This is a genomic window from Methanobacterium sp. SMA-27 (genome assembly GCF_000744455.1).
In the GTDB taxonomy this organism is placed as follows: domain Archaea; phylum Methanobacteriota; class Methanobacteria; order Methanobacteriales; family Methanobacteriaceae; genus Methanobacterium_B.
The window spans coordinates 2454987-2480674 of sequence record NZ_JQLY01000001.1 but is presented as its reverse complement, the minus strand read 5'-3'; the positions used below and the strand labels follow the sequence as shown (position 1 = coordinate 2480674).

At 35.3% G+C, this 25688-nt stretch carries 21 protein-coding genes; 13 read left to right on the top strand and 8 right to left on the bottom strand.

Annotation, left to right across the window (positions count from 1 at the left end; all coding sequences use genetic code 11):
• The 5 genes from DL91_RS12540 to DL91_RS12520 all read left to right on the top strand — a co-directional run bounded on the left by DL91_RS12540 (position 1) and on the right by DL91_RS12520 (position 5083).
• Positions 1-1194 carry a Coenzyme F420 hydrogenase/dehydrogenase, beta subunit C-terminal domain gene (locus tag DL91_RS12540; protein ID WP_048192246.1) on the top strand — a complete coding sequence of 398 codons (1194 nt, stop codon included), beginning with the start codon at positions 1-3 and terminating at the stop codon, positions 1192-1194.
• Between the two features lie 339 nt (positions 1195-1533).
• On the top strand, positions 1534-1959 hold the full coding sequence (locus DL91_RS12535) for a hydrogenase iron-sulfur subunit (RefSeq protein ID WP_048192244.1): 426 nt from the start codon (positions 1534-1536) through the stop codon (positions 1957-1959).
• 4 nt (positions 1960-1963) lie between these two features.
• Complete coding sequence (locus DL91_RS12530; protein ID WP_048192242.1) at positions 1964-3163, top strand: Coenzyme F420 hydrogenase/dehydrogenase, beta subunit C-terminal domain; 1200 nt, start codon at positions 1964-1966, stop codon at positions 3161-3163.
• Between the two features lie 109 nt (positions 3164-3272).
• A complete protein-coding gene (locus tag DL91_RS12525; protein WP_048192241.1) occupies positions 3273-3815 on the top strand; it encodes a carbonic anhydrase in 543 nt (180 codons plus the stop codon).
• A gap of 176 nt (positions 3816-3991) precedes the next feature.
• Positions 3992-5083, top strand: a complete 1092-nt coding sequence (locus DL91_RS12520; protein WP_048192239.1) for a formate--phosphoribosylaminoimidazolecarboxamide ligase — start codon at positions 3992-3994, stop codon at positions 5081-5083.
• A gap of 440 nt (positions 5084-5523) precedes the next feature.
• On the opposite strand, the gene DL91_RS12515 is transcribed toward DL91_RS12520, so the two are convergent.
• The 4 genes from DL91_RS12515 to hxlB all read right to left on the bottom strand — a co-directional run bounded on the left by DL91_RS12515 (position 5524) and on the right by hxlB (position 8414).
• Positions 5524-5841, bottom strand: a complete 318-nt coding sequence (locus tag DL91_RS12515) for a DUF5518 domain-containing protein (RefSeq protein ID WP_048192237.1) — start codon at positions 5839-5841, stop codon at positions 5524-5526.
• Between the two features lie 692 nt (positions 5842-6533).
• A complete protein-coding gene (locus DL91_RS14550; RefSeq protein WP_369792077.1) occupies positions 6534-6668 on the bottom strand; it encodes a hypothetical protein in 135 nt (44 codons plus the stop codon).
• A 132-nt stretch (positions 6669-6800) separates the two neighbouring features.
• On the bottom strand, positions 6801-7556 hold the full coding sequence (gene fdhD, locus DL91_RS12510; protein WP_048192234.1) for a formate dehydrogenase accessory sulfurtransferase FdhD: 756 nt from the start codon (positions 7554-7556) through the stop codon (positions 6801-6803).
• A gap of 273 nt (positions 7557-7829) precedes the next feature.
• Positions 7830-8414 (bottom strand): 6-phospho-3-hexuloisomerase, encoded by a 585-nt coding sequence (gene hxlB, locus DL91_RS12505; RefSeq protein ID WP_048192232.1) that lies wholly within the window; start codon positions 8412-8414, stop codon positions 7830-7832.
• A 265-nt stretch (positions 8415-8679) separates the two neighbouring features.
• Between hxlB and DL91_RS12500 the strand changes: the two genes are divergently transcribed.
• The 6 genes from DL91_RS12500 (at position 8680) to DL91_RS12475 (ending at position 15758) form a co-directional block, all read left to right on the top strand.
• Positions 8680-9543 (top strand): LysR family transcriptional regulator, encoded by an 864-nt coding sequence (locus DL91_RS12500; protein WP_048192230.1) that lies wholly within the window; start codon positions 8680-8682, stop codon positions 9541-9543.
• A gap of 139 nt (positions 9544-9682) precedes the next feature.
• Positions 9683-10597 carry a carbohydrate kinase family protein gene (locus DL91_RS12495; protein WP_048192228.1) on the top strand — a complete coding sequence of 305 codons (915 nt, stop codon included), beginning with the start codon at positions 9683-9685 and terminating at the stop codon, positions 10595-10597.
• 280 nt (positions 10598-10877) lie between these two features.
• Positions 10878-12176, top strand: coding sequence for a phosphomethylpyrimidine synthase (thiC, locus tag DL91_RS12490; protein WP_048192226.1), 1299 nt, complete (start codon positions 10878-10880; stop codon positions 12174-12176).
• 252 nt (positions 12177-12428) lie between these two features.
• Positions 12429-14006 (top strand): lysine--tRNA ligase, encoded by a 1578-nt coding sequence (lysS, locus tag DL91_RS12485; RefSeq protein WP_048192224.1) that lies wholly within the window; start codon positions 12429-12431, stop codon positions 14004-14006.
• A 48-nt stretch (positions 14007-14054) separates the two neighbouring features.
• The gene (locus tag DL91_RS12480; protein ID WP_048192222.1) at positions 14055-14573 is read left to right on the top strand and encodes a UGSC family (seleno)protein; all 519 of its coding nucleotides are present in this window, start codon (positions 14055-14057) and stop codon (positions 14571-14573) included.
• A 9-nt stretch (positions 14574-14582) separates the two neighbouring features.
• Positions 14583-15758 (top strand): hypothetical protein, encoded by a 1176-nt coding sequence (locus tag DL91_RS12475; RefSeq protein ID WP_052374407.1) that lies wholly within the window; start codon positions 14583-14585, stop codon positions 15756-15758.
• A gap of 30 nt (positions 15759-15788) precedes the next feature.
• Here DL91_RS12475 and DL91_RS12470 read toward each other — a convergent pair whose 3' ends face one another.
• From DL91_RS12470 to polC, 4 genes are all read right to left on the bottom strand, one after another.
• Positions 15789-17039, bottom strand: coding sequence for a M20 family metallopeptidase (locus DL91_RS12470; protein WP_048192220.1), 1251 nt, complete (start codon positions 17037-17039; stop codon positions 15789-15791).
• 80 nt (positions 17040-17119) lie between these two features.
• Positions 17120-17299 (bottom strand): hypothetical protein, encoded by a 180-nt coding sequence (locus DL91_RS12465; RefSeq protein ID WP_052374406.1) that lies wholly within the window; start codon positions 17297-17299, stop codon positions 17120-17122.
• A 249-nt stretch (positions 17300-17548) separates the two neighbouring features.
• Positions 17549-19870, bottom strand: a complete 2322-nt coding sequence (gene nrdD / locus DL91_RS12460; protein ID WP_048192218.1) for an anaerobic ribonucleoside-triphosphate reductase — start codon at positions 19868-19870, stop codon at positions 17549-17551.
• Between the two features lie 211 nt (positions 19871-20081).
• Positions 20082-23432 carry a DNA polymerase II large subunit gene (polC, locus tag DL91_RS12455; protein ID WP_048192216.1) on the bottom strand — a complete coding sequence of 1117 codons (3351 nt, stop codon included), beginning with the start codon at positions 23430-23432 and terminating at the stop codon, positions 20082-20084.
• Between the two features lie 522 nt (positions 23433-23954).
• On the opposite strand from polC, the gene DL91_RS12450 reads away from it, so the two are divergent.
• Positions 23955-24116 carry a preprotein translocase subunit Sec61beta gene (locus DL91_RS12450; protein ID WP_048192214.1) on the top strand — a complete coding sequence of 54 codons (162 nt, stop codon included), beginning with the start codon at positions 23955-23957 and terminating at the stop codon, positions 24114-24116.
• A gap of 114 nt (positions 24117-24230) precedes the next feature.
• Positions 24231-25580: an adenylosuccinate lyase gene (gene purB, locus DL91_RS12445; RefSeq protein ID WP_048192213.1), complete on the top strand. Its 1350-nt coding sequence runs from the start codon at positions 24231-24233 to the stop codon at positions 25578-25580.
• Positions 25581-25688 lie beyond the last annotated feature (108 nt).

Below are 25688 nucleotides of genomic sequence, written 5' to 3'. Positions count from 1 at the left end.
ATGGTTGAAGTAAACGATATGTATTATGCATGGTCTCCTAACGAAGAAATTGCTGAAAGTGGAGAATGTGGTGGAGCAGTAACCTCAATACTGAAATTCATGCTTGAGGAAGGCATAGTAGATGCAGTTCTAGCCGTGAAAAAAGGCGCAGACCTGTATGATGCAGTGCCCACATTAATAACCGACCCTGAAAAAATCATAGAATCAGCAGGATCCCTACACTGCGGTACACTGAACATGGCCAAAACCGTTGAAAAATATCTTAAAGGCGGAAAGGACATTAAATTAGCCGTTACAACCAAACCTTGTGATGCAATGACCCTTGTAGAGCTAATGAAAAGGGATAAAGTAGATGCAGATAATGTTATAATGGTTGGGGTTAACTGTGGAGGGACATTACCACCAGTTCAGGCTCGTGAAATGATAGAAAAATTCTACGACCTCGACCCTGACAGCGTTGTGAAGGAGGAGATCGCAAAGGGAAATTTAATTATTGAGACTGCAGATGAAGAAAAGGAAATAAGTATAGACGAGCTGGAGGATCAAGGATTCGGTCGAAGAACCAACTGCAGAAGATGTGAAAACAATATACCAAAAATGTCAGATCTGGCATTAGGTAACTGGGGAGTAATAGGACCGCTAGCAGGAAAAGCAACCTTTATAGAAGTATTCTCAGATAAAGGTGCAGAAATCCTCGATAAAGCCATATCAGCCGGTGCATTAAACGTGCAGGCACCTATACCTAAGGGTATTGAAATACGTGCAACCATAGATAAAGCCATGGTTAGGCTGGCAAACAAATGGCAATCCAAGGATTTCCTGGAAGATGGTGGGGAAATTATGACCACACTGATGAAGTACAGGAACGAACTTGATAAATGCATAAAATGCTTCGGTTGCAGGGAATCCTGCCCAATTTGTTACTGTGCCGAATGTACTCTTGAAAGCAACGGCCCTGAATGGCTACCTAAAGGTGAACTTCCACCATCACCAATGTTCCACATGGAAAGGTTGATTCATATGGTGGATTCTTGTACCAACTGCGGACAGTGCGAGGAAGTATGTCCTGCCGAGATTCCATTAGCAAAAATCTGGCATGAAATAAATTCTCAACTACAGGAAACCTATGGATACAACAGAGGAATGGATGAACAGAAACCACCTTTATCCTATTATACAATGCCTGGTAAATAGGTCTTAGTGGTTAGAAGGTGAGGAATACCTCACTTTCTATACATTAAATTTTTAAAAAAAAGGAAAAATGGAGTTACTGTAAGATCACATTATATCTTAATTACAGTAAACATTAGTAAATCACATTTTGATTAATAGAAGAAATAGGTACCTGAAAATGATTCTCGCTCAATCACCTCTTAATGGTTCGAGTCTAGTATTTTACAAAATGTGGTTTATTAATTTTCTAAAATTTAAGATGATATTGATGGAGTATTAAAAAAACCCATAAACTGTTTAAATTAAACAGTTTCAATGGTTAACCATTTATTAATAAATTAACTCATAGGAGGATAACATATGGAATGGAATCCTAAAATAATAGTATTTTGTTGCAATTGGTGTTCCTACGGTGGAGCTGACACTGCAGGTACTGCAAGAATGCAATATCCCCCGAATGTACGTATAATTCGTGTGATGTGTTCGGGAAGAATAAACCCTCTATTCATTCTAAAAGCATTTGATGAAGGGGCAGACGGAGTTATGGTTGCTGGATGCCACTTTGGAGACTGTCACTATGATAGAGGAAATTATGCATGTGATCGTCGGATAAGTGCTTTGAAAAAGGTTATAAGTACCTTGGGTATTGATGAAGGAAGATTCTATTTGGATTGGATTTCTGCTTCTGAAGGTGAAAAGTTTGCCAAAGCCATGAAGACCGTAAGCGAGCAGGTCAAAGAGCTTGGTCCTTTCTCATGGAGAACAAATAAGGCGGAGATTGGGTGATAACATGGTTCAAGTAAACGACATGTATTATGCATTCTCTCCAGACGAAGAAATAGCTGAAAGTGGAGAATGCGGTGGAGCAGTAACCTCATTATTAAAATTCATGCTTGAGAAAGGCATAGTAGATGCAGTTCTAGCCGTGAAAAAAGGCGCAGACCTGTACGATGCAGTGCCCACATTAATAACCGACCCTGAAAAAATCATAGAATCAGCAGGATCCCTACACTGCGGTACACTGAACATGGCAAAAACCGTTCAAAAGTACCTCAAAGGCGCTGAAGACATGAAATTAGCTGTCACAACCAAACCATGCGACGCAATGACCATTGTAGAGCTCATGAAGAGGAAGAAGATAAGCAGGGACAATGTTGTTATGATTGGGGTTAACTGTGGTGGAACTTTACCACCTGTTCAGGCTCGGGAAATGATAGAAAAATTCTACGACCTCGACCCTGACAGCGTTGTTAAAGAAGAAATTACCAAAGGAAATTTGGTTATAGAAACAGCAGAGGGTGAAAAGGAAATAAGTATAGATGAACTTGAAGATGAAGGATTCGGCCGAAGAACCAACTGCAGAAGATGCGAAACCAACATACCATTAATGTCGGATCTGGCATTAGGTAACTGGGGAGTAATAGGACCGCTAGCCGGAAAAGCAACATTCGTAGAAGTATTCTCAGATAAAGGTGCAGAAATCCTTGATAAAGCTATATCAGCCGGTGCATTAACTGTAAAGGATCCTGTACCAAAGGGTATTGAAATACGTGCAACTATCGATGCAACCATGGTCAAATTGGCCAAAAAATGGCAGGATAAAGACTTCCAGGAAGAAAGCGGGGAGTTACTGAGTCTTGATCAGTACATGGATGAATTTGATAAGTGTATAAAATGCTATGGTTGCAGAGAAGCTTGTCCTATCTGCCATTGTGTGGAGTGTACCATGGAAATGGAGTCTCCAGAATGGGTGACCAAAGGAGAACTTCCACCAGGACCAATGTTCCACTTAATAAGATTGGTACATATAGCAGATTCATGTACCAACTGCGGACAGTGCGAAGAGGTATGTCCTGCGGAGATTCCATTAGCAAGAATCTGGCATAAAATAGGTATACAGATCCAGGAATTGTTCGACTACAAACCAGGATATGATGTAGATCAGAAACCTCCTCTTTCAATAATAGACAAAGAGCCTAGTGAGGAATAATTTATTTAGGAGATAGAAATGTCTCTCTAGCAAATAAAGACATTAAATATAGGTGAGAATTATCTCACTTCTATTTATTTTTTTTAAATTTATTTTCAAGGTGATTGAGATGATGCTTGATGAGGTAATGAAGAATAACGCAAATTTTGTAAAAGAATTTGAACCTAAAAAAATGAGCCATATTCCCCAAAAAAAGCTGGCCATTGTAACATGCATGGATACTAGACTTACAGGGTTTTTAGAGCCAGCAATGGGAATTGGAAGGGGAGATGCAAAAATAATTAAAAATGCAGGTAATGCTGCGGTTGATAGGGATGTTATTAGATCTGTTGCAGCAGCCATTTATGCACTTGGTGCAGAAGAAGTAATGGTAGTTGGACACTATGATTGTGGAATGGCAAATGTTGACCAAGAAAAACTGGAAAATACAATGAAAGAAAGGGGTGTGGATGAAAAATTACTTTCTGACATTGATCTTAAAGATTGGATAGGGGCAATTGATGGTGAAGAGGAGAATGTGGTCGAAGTAGTGGAAAAAATAAAAGAATCACCATTTATTCCTGAGGATGTTCCTATACATGGCCTAATAATAGACCTTTATGAGGGTAAAATCAAAGTTTTAGTTGAAGGTAATATAACTCAACTTCATTAATTATTCCAATACTTTTCTAATTCTTTTGATTTCAAATTTGGATCTAAAAATTTTTTTTATGGTTATTATTTTATATGAGTTTCTTATGTGATTTATCATACGATGCAACAAGTAGAAAAAGATAACTATCAGAATGTATCCATATCTATTTAAAGAAATTTGGAGGGATTCAAGAAATGAGTAAAATAAACAGGCAGGGAATTCTTGATATTTTGGATGGATACAACAAGGAAGATATAACTATAGCAACTTTAGGAAGTCATTCATCATTGCACATGTTTCAGGGAGCAAAAGCAGAGGGATTTAAAACTGCTGTAGTGTGTGAAAAAGGACGCGAAGTTCCTTATAAAAGATTTAATGTTGCTGATGAATATATAATGGTTGATAAGTTTAGTGACATAGTTAATGATGATGTTCAGCAGCAATTAATAGACATGAACAGTATTGTGTTTCCACATGGATCATTTGTAGCATATGCTGGATTAGATAACATTGAAACTATTTTTAATGTTCCCATGTTTGGAAACAGAGATATTTTAAGATGGGAAGCAGAAAGGGATCTGGAAAGGAAATTGATGACCGAGTCAGGTGTTAGAATTCCTCAAAAGATAAGCAGCCCTTCAAAAATTGACGGCACAGTGATGGTTAAGTTCCCCGGAGCCAGAGGAGGAAGAGGATACTTCGTTGCCAACTCAACTGAGGAATTTGACCAAAAAATTGAGGCAATGCTAGCACGAAAATGGATTGAAGAAATGGATGTAAAGGATGCACACATCGAAGAATATGTATTAGGATGTAACTACTGTATTCATTACTTCTTTTCTGGATTAAAAGATGAAGTAGAACTCTTAGGAATTGATAGTAGATATGAATCCACCATAGATGGTTTAACCAGAGTACCTGCTAAGGATCAGCTCGATATAGGGGTAGACCCATCATACGTCATTACTGGAAATCATCCAGTAGTTATGAGGGAATCATTACTCCCACAAGTATTTGATATAGGAGACAAGATCACCGAAGGTGCCAAAGGATTAGTCCCACCAGGATTTAACGGTCCTTTCTGTATGCAGACCTTGGTTAACGATGACCTTGAAGTAATAGTGTTTGAGATGAGTGCTCGGTCTGACGGCGGAACAAACACCTTCATGAACGGATCAGCCTACAGTTACCTCCTTTATGGAGAACCATTAAGCATGGGGCGTAGAATGGCATTGGAAATCAAAAATGGTATAAAAGACGACAGGTTAGAAGAAATCATAACCTGATCACATCCCAAAATCCCTGAGTTAATTTTAATTTATTTCTTTTTTTTAAAGGATTCCTACCCTTTATTCCAATTTTTAGGAATTTTTAATCAAATTTCGAAGTAATTAGTTTTCGACTTACTAAATAGTTGAGATCATGAATAATTAATAAAATAATGGCTAAAAAAAGTAGGGAAAAAATATAGTTTTAGAATCGTTTTCTGTCTTCAAGTTCTTTATTTTTCCCGGGTTCCAGCCTTCGCTGTGGCATCGGCCCCTACTAACGTTTGAAACATATCTCGTGATCCGATCTACTATTCAACCCCAGTTTCCTCACAACAAGTCCCACAACGTGTTTGAAATACCCTTCATCAACGTCTTACACTTCAATACAGGATAATAATATGAATTAATATTATAGACAAAAAAAATACAAAATATTGGTGAGTGACCATGGGGCACTAATCAGATCCCTTTAACATAACCCCCATTATGCCTCCGATTACTCCACTAATTGCCCCGAGGATTCCAACTGCTGCCCCTGCTGCTCCTTCTGCCCCCAATAAAATTGCACCAACTATTGTTGCTGCAATAACACACACAAGTGCTCCGTGTACAGCACCATTCAGAGAATCTCCGCCAACGATATAACCAACGTATATAGCCGCTACAAAATATCCAATCAATGCCCCCCAGGATCCTGCAACACTTCCAAGGATTAAACCAAGTATTATTGCTATTATTAAACCAGTTAAAACAACTTTCCATTCTATATGCATATTTTCACCGCCCTCAATTTTTCACAGATTAACTCTATATCCCTACTTAATATCTTTTTTTATCCTTGGGACATATGTTTTTTATAACTTCTGCTATCTCTATGGAGTTCCAAAATACATTCCTACCATTTAGATAATGGGAAACTGTTGATCTATCCATATCGAGTTTTTCTGCTATCTCTTTGATTATGTCCTTTCTTTCTTAGTTCTACTGCTGCTAAATATTTCAACCCTGAGATTATGTGTTTCGGGCATGTGGAAACCATGGGTGTTAATTACACTTATGTAGTAGGATATATATATTTTCATCAAAAATCAAAGCGGAATATTTATATAATGATGTGTAGTTAAAACAATGAAAGTGGGCAAATATCCCTTTGAAAATCCGGTTCTAATTCTATTAAATGTTAAATCTATTTTAAATACATATATAAGTCCCAAAAATGAAATTCGGATGAAGATTTACATTCAATAATAAAATCTTACTTGAAATATCCAGACTAAAAAAAATAAAAAAATAAAATAAATAAAATTGATCTCTTATATGAAAAATAATCTACAAATATAAAAATTCTATTTCTAAAAAACAATACTATTAATCGTAAGAAGAAGTCTTTTTTTATCTTTATCAATTCTGACAGCACAGAACTTCAATTCAGGATTCCTAATACTATAATCCACCGCAGGATTGGTTAAAATGTTAGGCAAAGGAACACCATGCCATTAAATATTTTTTTCCAATAGGAGAAAATCGGAAACTGGGTGTAAAATGTTGCAACCCCATATACTTCACTTTCAGGAACTCCTGTAAACTTAGAAACTTGTATAATAGAATTTTCAGATAGATATCCATAGTTAGTCTGGATATCTAGTGATGTTGTATCAGATCAGATTCATTATATTTATAAGTTGAAAAAATTTCCTTTAAATCCTTTCCCATTCTATTCCTCCAAATTGTATCAATTAACCGAAATTCTTTTGGGATGAGTATACAAATTGAATCTCTTGCCTCTGACAAACCCTACAAGGGTTATACCTGATTTCTGTCCTGCAGTGTAGCCTGAAGCCGTTGGTGCTGCTTTGGAAGTTAATATTGGTATTCCCACTCTTGCAACCTTCATAACCATGTCAGATGGCATTCTACCACTGCATGCAATAAAACTCCGGGATATATCTATTCCTTTTAGAACAGCTGCCCCCATTACTTTATCAATTGCAACATGCCGACTTACATCTTCTATTGCAATAAATGTGTTTTCTGTCACTATGGCTGCTATGTGTGTGCCTCCTGTTTCCTTCCAAACAGTTGATTCTTTCCTTAATCTTTCAAAAGCATCCAATATTTTGTCTTTAGAAACTGTGTAATCTGATTTGACTTCTTTAACAAATTCTATTCTATTTCTCCATCCTCCAAAACAGTCCGAACTCATTACCATTTCCCTTCTTATGTCAAAGTCAAACAGATCTATTTCAACCTTGATAGTGTTTTCCTCTAAGTCGATTAATTTTATATTATCCAAAGTGTCAATAAGACCCTCACCCATGAGATATCCAACTATAAATTCCTTCAAAAATGTTGGACTAAGTGAAAATCTGCCAAAAGCCATTTCATTCACTATTATTTCGACTTCTTCATCAATGACTACCTTTTCATCTAATTCAAAAGTTTCTTTACCTATTCTTGTAGCTTTAACCTCTTTAAACATCGCAGGCATATTATTACCTCAATAACTTCTTAAATTATGATAAAAAAAACCTATTATTATAATTCTTTTTAATAGATTAATTCCATTTTACCTTTTATTCCTAATCTTTTTTTTTATTTCCAATTATTCATAATCATGATTAAATGATTGAATGGTATCAAATTAATGTATTATTGTCAATCAAAATTGGAACAAAATGGTATTTAAGAAAAAATATTAGAATTCATAAGGTAATTTTGATATTTTTTTTTTAAAAAAATAGGTTCAATTCCCTATTTAAAATTATTCAAGTACAGTATGCCTCTTTTTCAGATCATCCTCTGTTTTTCCCAATTTATTCATTAGTTGAGCTATAAGCGCATCTAAGAATATAAGTGTTGATACTTCGAATAAAGTACCCAGTGGGGAAAGTGACAAATGCTTTCCATTCATCTGCCGTTTTATATAATTTTTTTCAGAATCAACTTTAGTACGGCCTTTGATGTGTATAACTAGATCTGCCATTTTTCCAAGGGTTGAATCATCATAGGATGTCACTGCAACAATTTTTGAACCTCTTTTCTTTGCGATCTTTGCAGTACTTATTATGTAACTTGTTTCTCCAGATCCTGAAATTGCCAGAAGACAATCATCATCATCTATGGCCGGAGTGATTGTTTCTCCAACCACATAAACACTTATTCCAAGATGCATTAGACGCATTGCAAATGCCCTTGCAACTAGACCGGACCTACCTTGGCCAAGAAGGAAAACATTCTTGGAGGATGTTAAAATTTCCATCATTTCTATAATACTTTGTTTTTTAGTTTCAGCCGAAACTGCCATTATATTTTCTACTATTTCTTCTATTGCATCGTTTAATATCATTTGTCCACCATATAAGAATGTTTATTGTTTTTAAATAACAGATTATTTAACGTATTAAATACAATTCCTGAATAACCTTCAATCAAGATATATTCCAATTAATTCATTTTTTATTTAATGTGATAATCAATAATGTTATAGTTCTTATATTTATTTCAAGTAGATCATCATATAAAAATTAAAACCCTATAATGGAAATAGATAGATTGGAAAACAAATATAACATAAATTTTAAATGCAAATACCTTTCCTTTAAAGTGGTCTTATGAAGTATTCTCCCAAACTAAATATGGTTATTAATGGTCATGAATTCAGTTATAAAATTTTTGAAACACTTAAATGTGTATCTAATACATGGTCACAGCGAGAAGCTGCAAAAAGGCTTGGAATTTCTCACTCTGTTTTAAATAGACGCATTAGAGAATCTGAAGAAAAATTTGGTTTAAGATTGGTGGAAACAACAGGAGCAGGTTCTGGTTTGACAGAAAATGGGTATAAAATATTAAAAAAATATGAGAATTATATGATACGGCTGGAAGAAAGGGATAAACCCGTTATTTGCGGAGGATATATCTCAGCAGGACTTGTTGAAGCTCTAGCAACTGAATATCAACTTGAAGTAACCATATATCAAACCGATGACGAAAGCGCTTTAAAACTTGCAAGAAAGGATATGGTAGATATTTTAACGCTTGATGATCCTGTGAGGGCATTCATGCATGATTTAGAATTCATACCAATTGCATACGATTATCTGGTTCTTGTATCAAAAAATCAAAGAAAAATCCAAGGAATAAATGATATTAATGGAAAAAATTTTTTAGAAATACAAGGTTCATCACAGCGTTTGGCATGGAATACCATGGACAATATGAAAATTAACTACCAAATAGTAGAATTGGTTAAATCCCCATATAATGCATTAAAAACAATTCAAAATAACGATAAACTCTACACATTTCTTAATAATAGTTTTACAGAAGGATCAGATATTTTAAAAAATGAAACAAAACATTTAATTAGTCTTGTTTTATGTAACACGGAAAATCGTGTTTTAAAAGATTTTGTAGATTTTATAACTGGAAATGGACAGAAAATAGTAGAAAATTCAGGCTTTATTAGAATTTAATATTGTATAATATTCCTAAATTTGGATTAAATTCTTTATGACTTTAGTTTAATTTATTTCCTAATTTCTGAAGTTATTTTAACAATACAATTAGGTTAATTTTAAATATTCCAAAAATAAAAATATGGCGGGTGATTGATTGAGCAATAAATCAGATTTACTAGCAATTGGGCATACAGCATTTGATTATATAATACAAGTAAATGAGTTCCCACAACCTAATACTTCCACAGCAATTAACAAAATGCGTACATTATTTGGTGGGGCTGCAGCAAATGTAGCAGTTGTTGCATCAACTTTAGGACTTAAATCGTCACTAATATCTGCGGTGGGTAATGATTTCATAAGATCAGAATATGAGGATAAACTAAAAAATCTCAATATTGATACAGAAAATATGATAGTTATTGAAGATGAAAAGACTCCAACTGCGTTCGTTCTAACAGATTCCAATAATGACCAGATAAGCTATTTCTATTGGGGTGCAGCATCTCAATTTAAAAATTCAGAACCGCCACAAAAAGCAATTGACTCTGTTAATGCGGTACATCTTGCAACAGGAGATCCTGGATTTAATAGAAGATCTGGCGAAGTTGCCCATAAATTAGGAAAGCTCATATCCTTCGATCCAGGACAGGATCTTCACATGTATTCCAAAAATGAACTAGAAGAAGTATTAAAAATATGTAATATACTATTTGGAAACCATCATGAAATAAAAAGGATACAGGAAACCTTGAATATGACTATAGACGACCTAATAAATTTTGGACCGGATATTGTTGTTACAACCCATGGTAAAGATGGAAGTTCAATATGCACAGATGAAGAAATAAAAATAGATGCCATAATCCGAGATACTGTTGACCCAACTGGTGCAGGTGACTCATATCGTGCAGGATTTTTAAATGCATATTTAAATGGAGAAGACCTGGAAACTTGTGGTAAATTTGCTTCTTCAGTTGCATCATTTATTGTGGAAGCTGAAGGATGTCAAACAAATGTACCCAATGAAAATATGGTTAGAGATCGAATGGAAATGATGTGGAAATAGATTTAATTTGGTAGAATAAAACATAATATAATATTCAGAAAATCAAATAGAAAACCTAGTAAAATATAAAAAGACTAAGTTAATAGTATCATTCGACATAGTGATCCTTGGTTTGTTACATGTATCTTTAACAACACCTATTTTTATGTTGAGTATAAAGTAAAATCATAGATTTTGATGTGAAGCTAATTATAAATTAAAGCTTTAGAATGATTTTGATATTTAAACTGAACAGAGAGAATCTTTGGGAAGTAATAATTAAAAAGTGAATGGTGATTCTATGACACAGATGGACGATGCAAGAAAGGGCATAATAACAGAACAAATGAAAGCGGTTGCAAAAATCGAAAATGTTGACGAAGAGTTTATCAGAAAATCAGTTGCTCAGGGAACAATAGCGATCCCAAACAACGTTGGAAGAGATGTTAAACCGGTGGGTATTGGAGCAGGTCTAAGAACTAAGGTAAATGCTACAATTGGAACTTCCACAGATATAAATGATATGGATATGGAAGTTAAAAAAGCCATGATAGCTATGGAAAACCAGGCAGATACCCTTATGGAGCTCAGTGTTGGTGGAGACTTGGATGCCATTAGAAGAAAAATACTAAGCATATCTGATCTACCAGTTGGAAGTGTGCCTCTTTATCAGGCATCCATTGAATGTATAAGGGAACATGGAGCTGCAATATATATGGAGGAAGATGCTGTCTTTAAGGCCATAGAAAAACAGGCTAAAGACGGTATAGATTTCATGGCAATACACTGTTCTGTCAATAAAGAAACCCTTAAAAGGCTTAAGAGGCAGGGCCGTGAAGGTGGTCTTGTAAGTCGTGGTGGAGCATTCATGTCAGCATGGATGGTTCACAATGAAGTTGAAAATCCATTATATAAGAACTATGAATACGTACTTGACATTGCTAAAGAATATGATTTCGTTATAAGCCTTGCAAATGGTATGAGGGCAGGTGCGATAGCAGATTCAACGGACAGGGCACAGGTTCAGGAATTAATTATTCTTGGTGAACTGGTCGATAGAGCAAGGGAAAGAGGAGTTCAGACAATTGTAGAAGGACCGGGACATATTCCTTTGAAGGAAATAGCAACCAATGTTATGGTGCAGAAAAAATTATGTAATAATGCTCCATTTTACATGCTTGGACCAATAGTAACAGACATTGCTCCTGCCTATGATCATATAGTATCTTCAATAGGTGCTGCACAGTCAGCTTCTGCTGGAGCTGATTTCATATGTTATGTTACACCTGCTGAACACCTTGCACTTCCAGGACCTGAAGATGTTAAAGAAGGACTTATAGCCAGCAGGATTGGAGCTTACGTAGGTGATATGGCCAAAGGAATACATAATGGTGAACTAGACCTAGTTATGGCAAATGCTCGTAAAAAACTCGATTGGGAAGGCCAGTATGCAGCTGCAATCTGTCCTGCAGATGCCAGAGCAATTAGGGATGCTAAACCTCCAGAAGACCCTGATACTTGTACAATGTGCGGTAGTTACTGTGCAGTTAAACTGGTCAATGAATGGTTGGACGATGCTAGTCAGGATGTATTCGACTAAGATCCATCCTTTTTTTATCTTAATTAAACAATATAGCATTTTATTCTAAGATCTATTTTTTAGATCTTAATTTTATTTATTTTTATAAGTGACAAGAAATACTTTTAATTGGAATGAGGATATCTTTACCAATATTGTTAAAAAAATAGTCATTTGATTTATATCAATATCATTTTATTCAATTGAAATAAATGATTAAATAAATCTTACAAATATTTTCATAATTTATTATAATCTATAAAGGTGATGTTATTGAAACACTGGATCGCAAGGATCGCAGACGAATTAAATGAAAAGGATGTGCCAGAGCATGTTGTTGCTAGTGGAACATCCATATCAGGATCTATACATATTGGAAATTCATGTGACATATTTATAGCCAATGCTGTGACCAAAGCCCTTAAAAAAATGGAAACTAATTCAAAGACCATATGGATAGCAGATGATCATGACCCATTGAGGAAGGTTCCTTACCCTCTTCCAGAGTCCTATGAAAAATATTTGGGCATACCCTACTCCAAAATACCTTGTCCAGAAGGATGTTGTTCCAACTTTGTTGAACACTTTGAAAAACCCCTTCTAAGCCTACTTGAAAAATTTGGGATAGAACTAGAAGTTTATTCTGGTGCCAAAATGTACAAAGAAGGGATGTACGATGAATATATCAGAATTGCTCTTGAAAAAGCCTCAAAAATCAGGGAAATTTTCAATAAATTCAGAGAACATCCTTTAAAAGAAAATTGGCTCCCATATAACCCTATTTGCCAGGAATGTGGACGTGTCAACACCACTTATGCACATAGTTACGATGGTGACAATGTATTTTACAGCTGTAAATGCGGTCATAAGGACAAAATGGATATTAAAACTGGTAATGGAAAATTAACATGGCGTGTTGAATGGGCTGCTAGGTGGAAAATATTTGGAATAACATGCGAACCCTTTGGAAAGGATCATGCCGCAAGTGGAGGTTCATACGATGTGAGTAAAATCATATCAAAGGATATCTTTGGTTACGAAGCACCATATCCAGTACCATACGAGTGGATAACACTCAAGGGAGAAGCCATGTCCAAATCTCACGGAGTATTTTTCACACCGAAACAATGGCTAGAAATTGCTGAACCAGAAACTTTGAATTATTTTATATTCCGAAGCAAACCGCTGAAACATAAAGATTTCAACCCATCAATGCCATTTTTAGATTTCATTGAACAATACGATCGTGTTGAACGTATATACTATGGAGAAGAAGAAGCATCCTCAGATAAAGAGAAACAAAAACTTAAAAAAATATACGAAGCATCACAAATAGAAATTTCTGAATCCATGCCTTTTCACCCGTCATACAGGTTCATGACTGTTGCATACCAGATAGAAGGCAATGATCCAGAGAAAGTTTTTGATATATTAAAGAAAAACTCGCAGCTAACAAAATCTATGGCAGAAAAAACGTTCGCTGAAATTGATGATGTTGACGTTGCAAAACTGGAAACCCGAATAAATCATGTTAAAAACTGGCTTGAACTTTATGCACCAGAATTTGTAAAATTCCAGGTACTGAACAAACTTCCAAGAGTTGAAATCAATGATGAACAAAAAGAATTCTTGTTAAAGGTTGCATATCTTCTTGAAAATGGCAGTTATAACTCAGAGGAATTCCATGATGAATTGTACGCCATTATCCATGACTTGAATATTAAACCTCAAAAGGCTTTCCAAGCAATTTACAAGCTGATAATCGGGAAAAAACAAGGCCCTAGAGCTGCATCATTTGTTTTATCAATTGATAAGGATCTAGTGATTAAGAGATTTAGGTTGGAAGAGTAAAAAAACTTTTACTCAACTTCAATTTGTTTTATAAATACAAGGGATAAAATGCAAGTAAAAATTGTTGAAAAGGATACTCTAGATCCACTAGGAGATACAGACCAAGTTAAACTAGATCTAAATCCAATTCCGCATGATTTCGAGTTTATTTCATTAGTGGATAACACAAAACCAGGAGCAGATATTATTTTGTCATCATTGGCAGGAAACCTTGGTAAAAGAAAATTTATTACAGTAAAAAAGCCTGCAGGGGCCCCTGCAACTATGGATCAGCTTAAAATGGCTTCTGAAGGAGAAGTTGCTTTGATTGCTCTTGGAGACTGTGGTTCATGTTCTAGTTGGGTAATCCTTGATGCAATACGTCTTGAGAATAAAGGAGTGCCAACCATCTCCATATGTTCCGAAAAATTCACGGCATTCGCACATAAACTTGCAAAAACTCATGGTGCAGAAGATCTTCGCATATTAAGTGTAAAACATCCAATTGCTGGACTTTCAAACAACGAAATCCAAACAAAAACACTGCCCATTATCCCTTCACTTAAATATATCCTACAGATCCCATGAAGTGAAAACATGGCCAGAAATAATAAATTACATTCAAATGTGCAGAATTGCAGTTGTTCAATTGATGATATCCTAGAATCGAATGATGTAAAAAATGAGCGTCTCTGTATAAATAGAACAGATGATATTGAGGTTTTTGTAGATCCAGATCCTGAAAAAACCAGTTACAATTTCTACATTCGCAGAATGACAGATGGTCTCCCAATTATACCACCAACTGGGGAAAGAATCAGAAAATTTCTAAATTATACAGATCTTGCCTCAGAGGATATTATTGCAGTACTACCGCCAAGACAAGGAAAAGCCACAGTTGAAAAAGTAGCAATCAATTCTGTAATGGCAGGATGTCAACCACAGTTTATGCCAGTAATACAGCATGGGATAGAAGCAATTTCGAGTAAAAAATTCAATCTTACAAGTGTTAATGCAACCACCCATCCCGTTTCTATATGCATGATCCTCAATGGTCCCATTCCTAGAGAAATTGACGCTGCAAGTGGTGTAGGGTGTCTTGGTCCAGGCAATCTTGCAAATGCCAGTATAGGTAGAGCATTAAGATTATGTTTAATAAATATTGCAGGAGCTGTTCCCGGGATTGGAGACCACTCTACAATGGGATCCCCAGCCAAGTACAGCTACGTATTTGCCGAAAATGAATCTGAGAATCCCTGGGAATCATTACATATTGAACGTGGTTTTGAACCAGACACAAGTACATCTACAGTTATTGCTGTAGAAGCACCTCACAATGTTAATGATCATCGAAGCACAAATGCAGAAGATCTCTTGGAAACAATAGCACACACAGCTTCAACAGCAGGATGTAACAACAGCCACGTTCCTGGAGAAATCTTAGTGATAATGAGCCCAGAACATGCTGAAACCATCTCAAAAGACGGATTGAATAAATATGATGTAAAAAAATTTTTGCATGAAAATTCTGTTGTTCCTATTGAACATGGAGACAAAGGAGGAAGGAAACTTGATGATAAATGGATTATTGATGGTAATGTCCCTATAACACGTTCACCGCAAGATATAGTTTTGGTTGTAGCAGGCGGACCTGGAAGACATACGATGATAGCACATGGCTTCGGAACTTCTTCAGAATCAGTAACTAAGCCTATACTATTCAAAAATGGTTCTCCAGTACATACCATTCTTGAATACAAAAATAGAAAATAAGATTATTCAAATTGATTAAGTAGTTTAAATTTAGGAATTGTTTCTAAGATAATCATATAATAAGTTACATTCTAATTTAGTTGCAAATTTTAAAGCAAGCTCATCTACTTGAAATCCAGGATGATGGTTGGGTTTTGATTGGGATAGTGGAAATTCTAAAGGTGCACTTCCAAAATGCAAGTATAAACCAGGAATTTTCTGAGAGAAATATGAAAAATCTTCTGAACCTGTGGTGGCATGTTTATAATTGAGTTTATCTTTTCCTGCAACTCTTTGAAGAGTTGGTAGCATATTTTTGCATAGTTCATTATTGTTTCTGTTCAATGGATCATGTTGTCCAGGGATAATTTCGACCTCACACCCATGCGCTCTAGCAGTTAAATCTGCAACTTCAGTTATACGTTTTAAAAGCAGTTTTTGTGTACTATCATCAAGAGATCTGATTGTTAAACCCATTTCAGCTGTTTTAGGAATTATATTAACTTTAATGCCTCCGTGAAAGTATCCTACAGTAATAACAGCTGCACCTCTCATTAGATCAACTTCTCTACTGATAATTGACTGCAGTGCATTTATGATTGCTGCTCCAGCCAAAATAGGATCCTTACCCACCCATGGCATTGAGCCATGAGCTTGGATCCCTTTGATTTTGATTATTAAATCGTTTAAGCTTGCATGTGTGATCCCTTTACTTAATAACACGTTTCCAGGATAAGCTTTGCTGTAAGGATGTAGTGCAAATATTGCGTGAACATCAGGGTTTTTTAAGGCACCTGCTTTAACCATTAGTTCAGCACCACCAACCATACCCTGAGGTGCACCCTCTTCTGCAGGTTGGAATAAGAAAACAACTTTACCATTTAACTCATTTTTAAGTTGACTTAAAACTTTCGCAGTACCTAATGCAGATGAAGCACTTGCATCATGACCACACGCATGAGCTACATAGGTCTTCTGTCCATTATATATCCCTTTAGACTTTGATGCATAATCTAGGTTTGTTTCTTCTTTTACTGGCAATGCATCAAAGTCAGCTCGTAATGAAACTGTAGGTCCTGGATTTTCACCGTGAAGCACTGCTTTGATTCCTGTTTTCGCAATAGGATAGACTACTTCAATTCCATTTATTTCATTTAGACAATCTACAATATACTGTCCTGACTGAAACTCTTGAAAGGCAAGTTCGGGATGCTGATGAAGCCAGTGAAATATCTCAATCTGTTTTTCTTTGAAAGCATTGCACAGTTCATTGATCCTTTGGTAAACTACATTCTGATCCATAAATCATCACAAACATTTATTAAAAATTCATAATATCAAAATATTACATAGATTTTCAATTATATTAAAAGTTTCAAAAATTACAACAATGTTTTAACCATAAACTTTCTAGTTGCCCTATCAATCACTGCGGTTCGTAACATTTCATTCCAATTTTTAAATTCAGTATTTTTCATAATGTACTGATTCCACTCAACTGTGTCTGTTGCATCCCTAAATTCAATCTCATTTTCTATTTTGAAACTTGTAGATTTAATCATCTTTTCAAAACTTGAAAAATCTGTCTTGAGTTTTCATAAAATCCAGAGTAAAAAGTTCATTTTTGATGTAATCCAAATTGATTTCAGACAATCTAATTTATTATCTTTCATCACATCTATTTCTCTATGAAGTTCTTTCATTCTCTTCAGTAGTTTCTATTCGTCAGCTTCAGCTGTCATCTCAACTTCTCCGTTATTAGTTTCAAAAAAAATAATCCTTAAAAAAAAATATAAAAAATTTATAGACAGTTAAAACCTCTTTCTATCCATTAGTTCCCTCATTTTACCAGGATTCCAACCGCCCGATGCTGATCTAGACCTTCCTACTTGTTGAACATATCCTGTGATACGATCGTACCATTCAACTTCTGTTTCTTCACCACAAGTTCCACATTTTGTTTGAAGACCTTTCATAAGTGTTTTACACTTAATACAGAAGCTAAGTGCAGAACTGTAGGCCCAAAATCCAATATCACTTTTCTTCGCGATCTTATTGGTGAGACTCATCAAAGAATCAGGATCTGAATACGCCTCACCCATAAAGGCGTGGAAAATATGACCACCCAACGTTATAGGATGGAATTTCTCCTCTATTTTAATTTTCTCAGGCAACAAAACATCCGAATTCACAGGAACATGGGAAGAATTAGTATAATAAGAAGCCAACTCATCACCCTGTAAAATCGCCCTATCACCAAACTTCTCCTTATCTAACGTTGCAAAACGATAAGCAGTAGACTCAGCCGGCGTCTGAAGAACTGTCCACCTCAAACCAGTTTCCTTCTTCAACTCCTCCGTACGCTTATTCATATACTTAACTACCTTAATACCAAAGTTCCTAGCATCCGGATCCTCAATACCCTCACCACAATGGGCCAGTAACATCTCATTAAGACCCACAAAACCAAATGAAAGTGTTGAATTATCCACCTGATAATAACGTTCCTCATCAGCCTCCTGAGTTAAAAATGGGAGTAAATTATAATTATCCAGACAATTCAAAGCCTGCTCACGCCTGAGCATCAACACCTCTTCACCGATACTCATATAAGAGTCCAAATAATCAAAGACATCATCATCATCCCGGGAGTTATAGGCAATCCTAGGAAGGTTCAAAGTAACATAAGCCAAGTTACCTGTTCTGAAACAATCCTTATCCCAGTCACCAGTCCAATTATCACTTAATGAGGTTCTGCAGCCCATATAATTAGCCATATTACCCCTGTACTTTGGAAGCATATTCACAAAGTAAGCAGTACCATACTTGGCTGAAAGCTCATGTACACGTCTAATATCCTCTTCAAATCCTCCATTAAGAATCTTATCCCTTAAAACATAGATAGTATTCGGGAAAAGATGAGGTTTACCATCAGAATCACCTTCAAGCAAAGTCTCAGTAAAAGCACGTTGCAACAATCGTGTTTCCTCTTCAAAGTCCCCATAAACACCTACATTTTTACCTTTAGGACCATAAGCAGTTACATCCTCCAAAAACTTGGGAACACTGAATTCAAGGTTAATAGAGGTAAAAGGAACCTGAGAACCACGAGCAGCATAAGCCATATTCAAATTATAGATAAACATCTGAACAGCCTGTTTTACCTTCTCATACGGCTGGCCCGCAGCAAAAGGAGCCACAAAAACATTCCAAAGACTCATAGACTGTCCACCACTCATATTCTGCTGAGCAGCAAGCATAATCTCTCCAGAATGATTCATAAGAGTCTCAATATGATTAGGAGGGCCCGCAACAGACGTATGATCACCCGTACCATCCACTTTAAGCCCATGTTTAATAAACAAACGTAAATCATGCTGCAAACAATTTATAGGACGGCCCGCAAAGAACTCCAAGTCATGAATATGTATATCTCCACCTAAATGAGCATCTGCAAGTTCGTTTGGAAGGATTCTTAGCAAAGCATATTGTTTCAGTGCTTCGTCTGCAACGTACTTATGCACAGTTTCAGGGTTGTGTATCATGTTAGCGTTATCACGAGAACCATTTCGTATTAGGTTAGTGATGTTGTATACCGGTATACCAAGCCTTGTATACTTCTTACGTAGTGTTTCTAGACCGTATTCTACAAGTTTAGTGTTTACAATTTCCCTTATCATTGGAGCTGTTAAATAATCCACATCAAGTTTTTTAAGCTCTTTCCATGTTTCGGTAGCAATCTTTCTAGCTAGTTCTCCAGAAGCATCAGTTTCAATAATAAGAGTCTTTTCAATCTTTCTCTGATCAAATGGTTCTATTGTATCCCTCGAAGTTCTTACCCTAAGAGCATTGGATGCCAGATACTTGTCAGCAATTTTTCTATCTACCCTTTTAAGGCAATCATAGACCAGTATCTTTATCTCAGCTGTGGATACACCATCATATGCCGACTTTGCAACGTACGAAGAAATCTTCTCCGCAGCCCATAATGGAGCACCCACCATAAGGCATGATTTAACTATCTTTTCGTGTGAGAACCTTTCAAATATTCCGTTATTCTTTATGACACATGTTTGTGCCCTTGTAGGAAGAGCAGCAATAATACGCTCGTTCCTTTCAATATCCTCCCTCATTGGCAACACCTGTATTTTATATTAATTTTCTTAACTTTTAAATCTTGTTTTTTGAACGGTCTTGGTGTATATATTTAACATAGTTTGAAATCCATCATCCGAAGGATATTTGTGGATTATAAAATCATGTTATAGATATACAATTAACCTTCCAAATAATAAATATTTGGTTTAATACGAATAATAATTTTCACTCCATTAAATATTTTAATTATAGAAACACGTCCAAAGAACTCTGTTTTGACTTATCACTTTCAAATAATGAGTTTATACCTGATTCAATGAGTTCTATCCTCTGAATCAAATAATTATCAATAGGATATCTTTGGGAAAGATCTTTTGATATTTCCAAGTATTTAACAACAGATCCTTTTGATATACTAAGGATTAGATTGTTACCACACACACATTCACCAGAAAGAGGTATTCTCCTATATTTCTTGTTGCATTTTGTACATCGAACTTTTTGCCTCGAAAATGCCCTACTGTTACCTGCCATGTCAGGTAGGAAATGAGACATTAGAACACCTTCAACAACTCCTTTCTGGTCAACCGCTCTGATCCTCTCTGCAAGTTTAATTTGTCCATCAACCTTCTCCTTCATAGTTGGAAGCATCTTATAGAGACAAAGTTTTGGCCCGCTATGGATACTAGATGTCTCATGAGAAAATATTAATCCTTGATATTGATCATCAGTTCCAAGTCTCTTCTTAACATTATCAACAAGGTCCAGAACATCAGAGGGTTTTGCAAATTCTAATGTTTTTTCGTAAAGTTCAATTGGAATCTTTGACATTGCATCTATATTGTGCGATTCATCATCTATCTCTTCAGGATCTATCCTAGATGATAAAACCAATGGTGCATCCATTCTTCCCCCTCTAGTACTGGGAAGGTATATCTTTGAAAAATTTAATAAAGCATCTAATAAAAGCATTATGGAATCTTCGTCACTATCACAGTTTCTTCTTTTTGCAGAATGGAAAAATGGGTGTGCATAACAACAAGCAGCCTTTGTAAATCCAACTATCCTTCCTAGAACACCTGCAGATGTATGTGGTGCAAGACCAACAATCAGCTGTCCAATAAGATATTCTCTACTTTTTATATTGTAAAACCTTTCAAGTCCATAAAATTCTTCTAAAAGATCATCAATAAAATTTGAAACTCTTATAAGGTATTCTGCACAATTATCAGATATTACAACATCTTGAATTTTGATTTCAACCATCTGTTCTTCATCTTCAATTTTATTTCCATGAATATCATTAGTATAACCCAATTCTATGAGTTTTTGAGGAGTAACACCTATTTCGCGAGGTATAAAATGTGTCAATGGCAAATTAGTTGAATCATGCCTAATAGTGGCATCTTTGAATGTAAAAACATTATTTTTTGATCGAAGAATTCCTTTTTCAAGAGGTTCTGGGAATTTTTCTTTAGAAATCATTCCTATAACTCCCTTTATTTCATCGATCTTTCTCACACCCACATTTTTATATGCTTTCTTCAATAAATTGGCTAAATTGATTCTTTTCTTTCCAGAACTTGTTAGAACAGTTCTTGCACCACATACTGGACATATTGCCTGCATTGATCCAACACCACATTCTGTACACTTACATCTGGCAATATCCACGCTGATGATTCCCTTTTTTGCTGCATCAACAATATTACGTCTGCTTCCTCCATTGGTTCCTATGGGAAAAAGTGAATGTGGTGCAGGTTTCATTTTCCTTTCTTTGGTCTTTTCAGGCCTTCCTACTCTTGAACCAATGTATATTGGTGCTTTTGCCATTATTTTAACTGGAGAAACTTTATTAATTGCTTCTAGAGTGGTTGATTCATCGGAAAATGTTATAGGTTCATTAAGTGTTTTTAAAAGTGAGTATGCATGATCATGCGCAATGATCATATTCCCCCCCACAACTTGATGAGGAACACCTAAAACTTCCAAAATTCGTTTTTCAGGTCCCATCTTAATCGTTAAACCGGTAGGAGGATCATTATTTAGAGAATCCTCCTCTTTAGGGGCATTTCCATTTCCCCCATTTATATCCATGTTTATATCACTTATACCAATATTTTCATGTAAAAATGTTACAAGTTGATTAATGTCTTGTCGAGTGATATCATGGTAAAAATATGTATATTTTGGGTGTAGTGGCACATGATATTTCTCAGAAATTTCAAAAGCTCTTTTAGAGTTTATATTAGCTGTTTCTAATGATTTTATATCAATATCTCCTTCTGAGTAAAGGTTGGAATTTTCAATGGTCTGAACCCACCATTCCTCACACCAGCCAGCAGGGAGTAAAATATGGTTATTTCTTAGAAATTCTCCAAATGGTACCAGCATGTCTCCCAACGATACAATTTCATCTACTTGATTTTTTATTTTCTTTCCTTGTTGTTCGGATTCAACCTTAACAACACTACCATCCTTCATCTTGACAATTGGCCCATCTATACTGTCACATGGTACTACACAGTTTCCTTTTCCCGGTCTTTCAATTTTCATCTGTGTTCCAACAGCTAGAAACTCAACAATTTCCATTGTTGCAGGATGTATACCCATAGCAGCAAGTCCCGCATTTCTTGATCTCCCATATCTTAATCTAAAACCTCCCTTGGCCTGCGGATAAGCTAAAACGGGTCTTCCTCCAATTATATCTCTCATATACTTGTCATCAACTTTAGGAGCATCACCGTCATCATCTTTCGGATCAGAAGTTTTAGAAAATTCTCCTAACCATTCCCATCCATCAATTTTTAAGATATTGGCGTATTTTAAAACTTTAGGTGCTTTTTGTATAACTCCTTCTGCAATAGCTAATAGAGCACCACCTCTTATGTTGTTAGTTTCAACACGTTCCAAATCACGGTGCGAAACTTCTATTTTATCTGTTGGTTCCCCAGTAACTTCTACAGGTATATTTCTAGTAGCTGCCCTGACTTCATCGGGTTTTGGAGAATATTGAAGATTTGTAACCTCTGATTCATAGAGCTCAACCTCTTCAACATACCTTTCAATTTCTGTGTCTGTGGGCTTATATGCATCAAGTCCCAGTGAAATTCTTATATAATCTCCAATAAGAACTGCCATTGCTGCTGCAGTTCCACCTGCGCTCCTTATAGGTCCTGCAAAATAAACTGCAAGATACCATCCACCATCAAAGTTTCTTTTGATTTTCAACTTAGCAATACCTTCCAAAGGTGCAGCAACAACACCTTCTGTTAATATTGCAAGAGCTGTTCTAATTGCCTGGTCAGACTTCTGTTCCTGAACTTCTATGCTATCCTCTCGTCCTTCAACATCTTTTTTTGTAACTATTTCCCTGGCTATTAAGAATGCAACTTCTTCACGAGAGATATCATCTTCTAATTCTTTTATTCTAGCCGCAACCCCTTTGGGCCCAACAAGTCCTTCAACACGTTCAGCAAGATCCTTTGCAAGAGGAATTTCAGGTACAAGCTCTATATCATGCCCCTTAAGTCTTGCTTCCTTTGCTATTTCATACAGCTTCAAAGTTTCTTCTTCTAAATTTTCGAAGTATCCCATAATATTCCCTTTCCCATTGATATTGAATTCTATGAATTTAATGTTATTACAAAAACTAATCAAACAAATCTTAATATACAAAAAAATTTTAATCGGGAAATTCTATACTTTAACTATGTATAAAACAACATTTAAACTTTATTAAAAACATAAATATTTAAGTAAGAGACATTATACATCTATTAATTCCGTTTTATCTCAAATAACGGGCCATTGTAAGCTCTTTTTCTAAAATATACTGTTAACTATTATGGGATTTAAAATAAACATATATTTTAATTTAGAAATGAGTATTGAATCATATTTATCTGTTTAAAGTATAAATTCCTTTAATTAGCTCTTAATTATATTTATTTTATATATAATTTATAACAATATTATAACTATGGATATTAAAAAAATTGATTAAAACTATAGTATAAAAACCAGTATAAATATAAAGTTTAAAATCAATAAGATTCAACACAATAAATGAATATTATTGTTAATAATAATTATTGATCAATTTTAAGTGGTGATTTAATGGCAAAAAAGGATAAACAAGTACTTCCTCCAAGCGGTGCCGGACTCGTTAGATACTTTGAAGAGGAAACTAAGGGACCTAAGCTTACACCAGAACAAGTAGTAATTATGACTATTGTTCTTGCAGTTTTCTGTATTGCGCTGAGGTTTACATACTCGTAGTAGGATTTTTAACCTACTTTGATTTTACATAATTAGGAATTTGAAAATATTTATTAATAATTTTATAATTTTTTATTATGACTTTTAAGAACATTTTTAATGGAGTTTTTTAACATGGCTATCCACCCAATAGAATACAGATATGGAACTGAAGAAATGAGAAAAGTCTGGGAAACAGATAACAAACTTCAAAAGATGCTTGAAGTAGAAGCTGCCCTTGCAGAAGCAGAAGCTCAAATGGACATGATACCTAAAGAAGCTGCAGTAGAAATAAAATCCAAAGCAAACATTGAATTTGTAACATCGAAAAGAGTATCTGAAATAGAAGCTGAAACAAATCACGATATTGCATCAATTGTCAAGGCGCTTGCAGAAGTATGTGAAAATGATGCGGGGGAATATGTACACTTTGGAGCTACATCTAATGATATAATTGATACATCACAATCTTTGCTTTTTAAAGAATCCATTAAAATCCTTAAAGATCGATTAACTCAATTAACCAAGACACTTCTGGGATTAGCTGGTGAAAATAAGGAAAATGTTTGTATTGGAAGAACCCATGGGCAACATGCACTCCCAACAACCTACGGAATGAAATTTGCAATCTGGGCAGATGAGCTGCACAGACAACTAAACCGACTTGATGAATGTAATGAAAGACTTTGTGTTGGAATGATGACCGGTGCAGTTGGAACAACTGCTGCTCTTGGAACTGATGGCCTGGCTGTCCATAAAAAAGTTTCAGAAATTCTAGGACTTAAACCAGTTATAATCTCAAATCAAATTGTCCAAAGGGATGCACATGCCGAGTTCATAATGGATCTTGCCAATATTGCCAGTACACTCGAAAAAATGGCTTTGGAAATAAGAAACCTACAAAGAACAGAAATAAATGAGGTTGGCGAAAGTTTTGATCCCCGGAAACAGGTTGGTTCTAGTACTATGCCCCATAAAATGAATCCAATTACTGCAGAACGAATATGTGGTATTTCTAGAGTAATAAGGGCATATGTAGCTCCTGCACTTCAAAACAATCCACTATGGCATGAAAGGGATCTTACCAATTCATCCTGTGAAAGAATTATATTACCTGAATCTTGCATGTTAACTGATTATATTATAAAACTCAGTCTAAAACTTTTTAATAATCTGATTTTCAAGCAGGATAATATTGAAAAAAATCTTAATCTAAGTCATGGATTAATAATGGCAGAAAGAGTAATGGCAGAACTCACACGAAAAGGGGTTGGAAGACAAACTGCTTATGCACTTGTAAGAGAATCTTCAATGGACGCATATGAATTAGATAGTGGTTTGAAGGAAATTATATCCTCTAACAAAGAGATAACCAAATTTCTTACCCCAAGTGAAATTGAAGAAATAATGGATCCCCATACTTATATTGGATCTTCTATACAAATGGTTGACAATGTATTGATAGAATCAAGGAAATGGTTTTAATTCATTTTTTAAACTTTTTTCCCCTTTTTAAAAATTTTTAATTGATCTCTACATTAAAATGAAATTAAAGATTATTAATTAAACAAATCCTTATTTTTATGAAAATTT

What these genes read in the sequence shown, in the direction of transcription:
- DL91_RS12500 (WP_048192230.1), top strand. Translation starts at nt 8,680, where the DNA reads ATGAAGTATTCTCCCAAACTAAATATGGTTATTAATGGTCATGAATTC.
- DL91_RS12465 (WP_052374406.1), bottom strand. Translation starts at nt 17,299, where the DNA reads ATGATTAAATCTACAAGTTTCAAAATAGAAAATGAGATTGAATTTAGG.
- nrdD (WP_048192218.1), bottom strand. Translation starts at nt 19,870, where the DNA reads ATGAGGGAGGATATTGAAAGGAACGAGCGTATTATTGCTGCTCTTCCT.
- DL91_RS12535 (WP_048192244.1), top strand. Translation starts at nt 1,534, where the DNA reads ATGGAATGGAATCCTAAAATAATAGTATTTTGTTGCAATTGGTGTTCC.
- DL91_RS12450 (WP_048192214.1), top strand. Translation starts at nt 23,955, where the DNA reads ATGGCAAAAAAGGATAAACAAGTACTTCCTCCAAGCGGTGCCGGACTC.
- DL91_RS12515 (WP_048192237.1), bottom strand. Translation starts at nt 5,841, where the DNA reads ATGCATATAGAATGGAAAGTTGTTTTAACTGGTTTAATAATAGCAATA.
- DL91_RS12475 (WP_052374407.1), top strand. Translation starts at nt 14,583, where the DNA reads ATGGCCAGAAATAATAAATTACATTCAAATGTGCAGAATTGCAGTTGT.
- DL91_RS12480 (WP_048192222.1), top strand. Translation starts at nt 14,055, where the DNA reads ATGCAAGTAAAAATTGTTGAAAAGGATACTCTAGATCCACTAGGAGAT.
- DL91_RS12470 (WP_048192220.1), bottom strand. Translation starts at nt 17,039, where the DNA reads ATGGATCAGAATGTAGTTTACCAAAGGATCAATGAACTGTGCAATGCT.
- DL91_RS12520 (WP_048192239.1), top strand. Translation starts at nt 3,992, where the DNA reads ATGAGTAAAATAAACAGGCAGGGAATTCTTGATATTTTGGATGGATAC.
- fdhD (WP_048192234.1), bottom strand. Translation starts at nt 7,556, where the DNA reads ATGCCTGCGATGTTTAAAGAGGTTAAAGCTACAAGAATAGGTAAAGAA.
- DL91_RS12540 (WP_048192246.1), top strand. Translation starts at nt 1, where the DNA reads ATGGTTGAAGTAAACGATATGTATTATGCATGGTCTCCTAACGAAGAA.
- DL91_RS12530 (WP_048192242.1), top strand. Translation starts at nt 1,964, where the DNA reads ATGGTTCAAGTAAACGACATGTATTATGCATTCTCTCCAGACGAAGAA.
- hxlB (WP_048192232.1), bottom strand. Translation starts at nt 8,414, where the DNA reads ATGATATTAAACGATGCAATAGAAGAAATAGTAGAAAATATAATGGCA.
- purB (WP_048192213.1), top strand. Translation starts at nt 24,231, where the DNA reads ATGGCTATCCACCCAATAGAATACAGATATGGAACTGAAGAAATGAGA.
- thiC (WP_048192226.1), top strand. Translation starts at nt 10,878, where the DNA reads ATGACACAGATGGACGATGCAAGAAAGGGCATAATAACAGAACAAATG.
- polC (WP_048192216.1), bottom strand. Translation starts at nt 23,432, where the DNA reads ATGGGATACTTCGAAAATTTAGAAGAAGAAACTTTGAAGCTGTATGAA.
- DL91_RS12525 (WP_048192241.1), top strand. Translation starts at nt 3,273, where the DNA reads ATGATGCTTGATGAGGTAATGAAGAATAACGCAAATTTTGTAAAAGAA.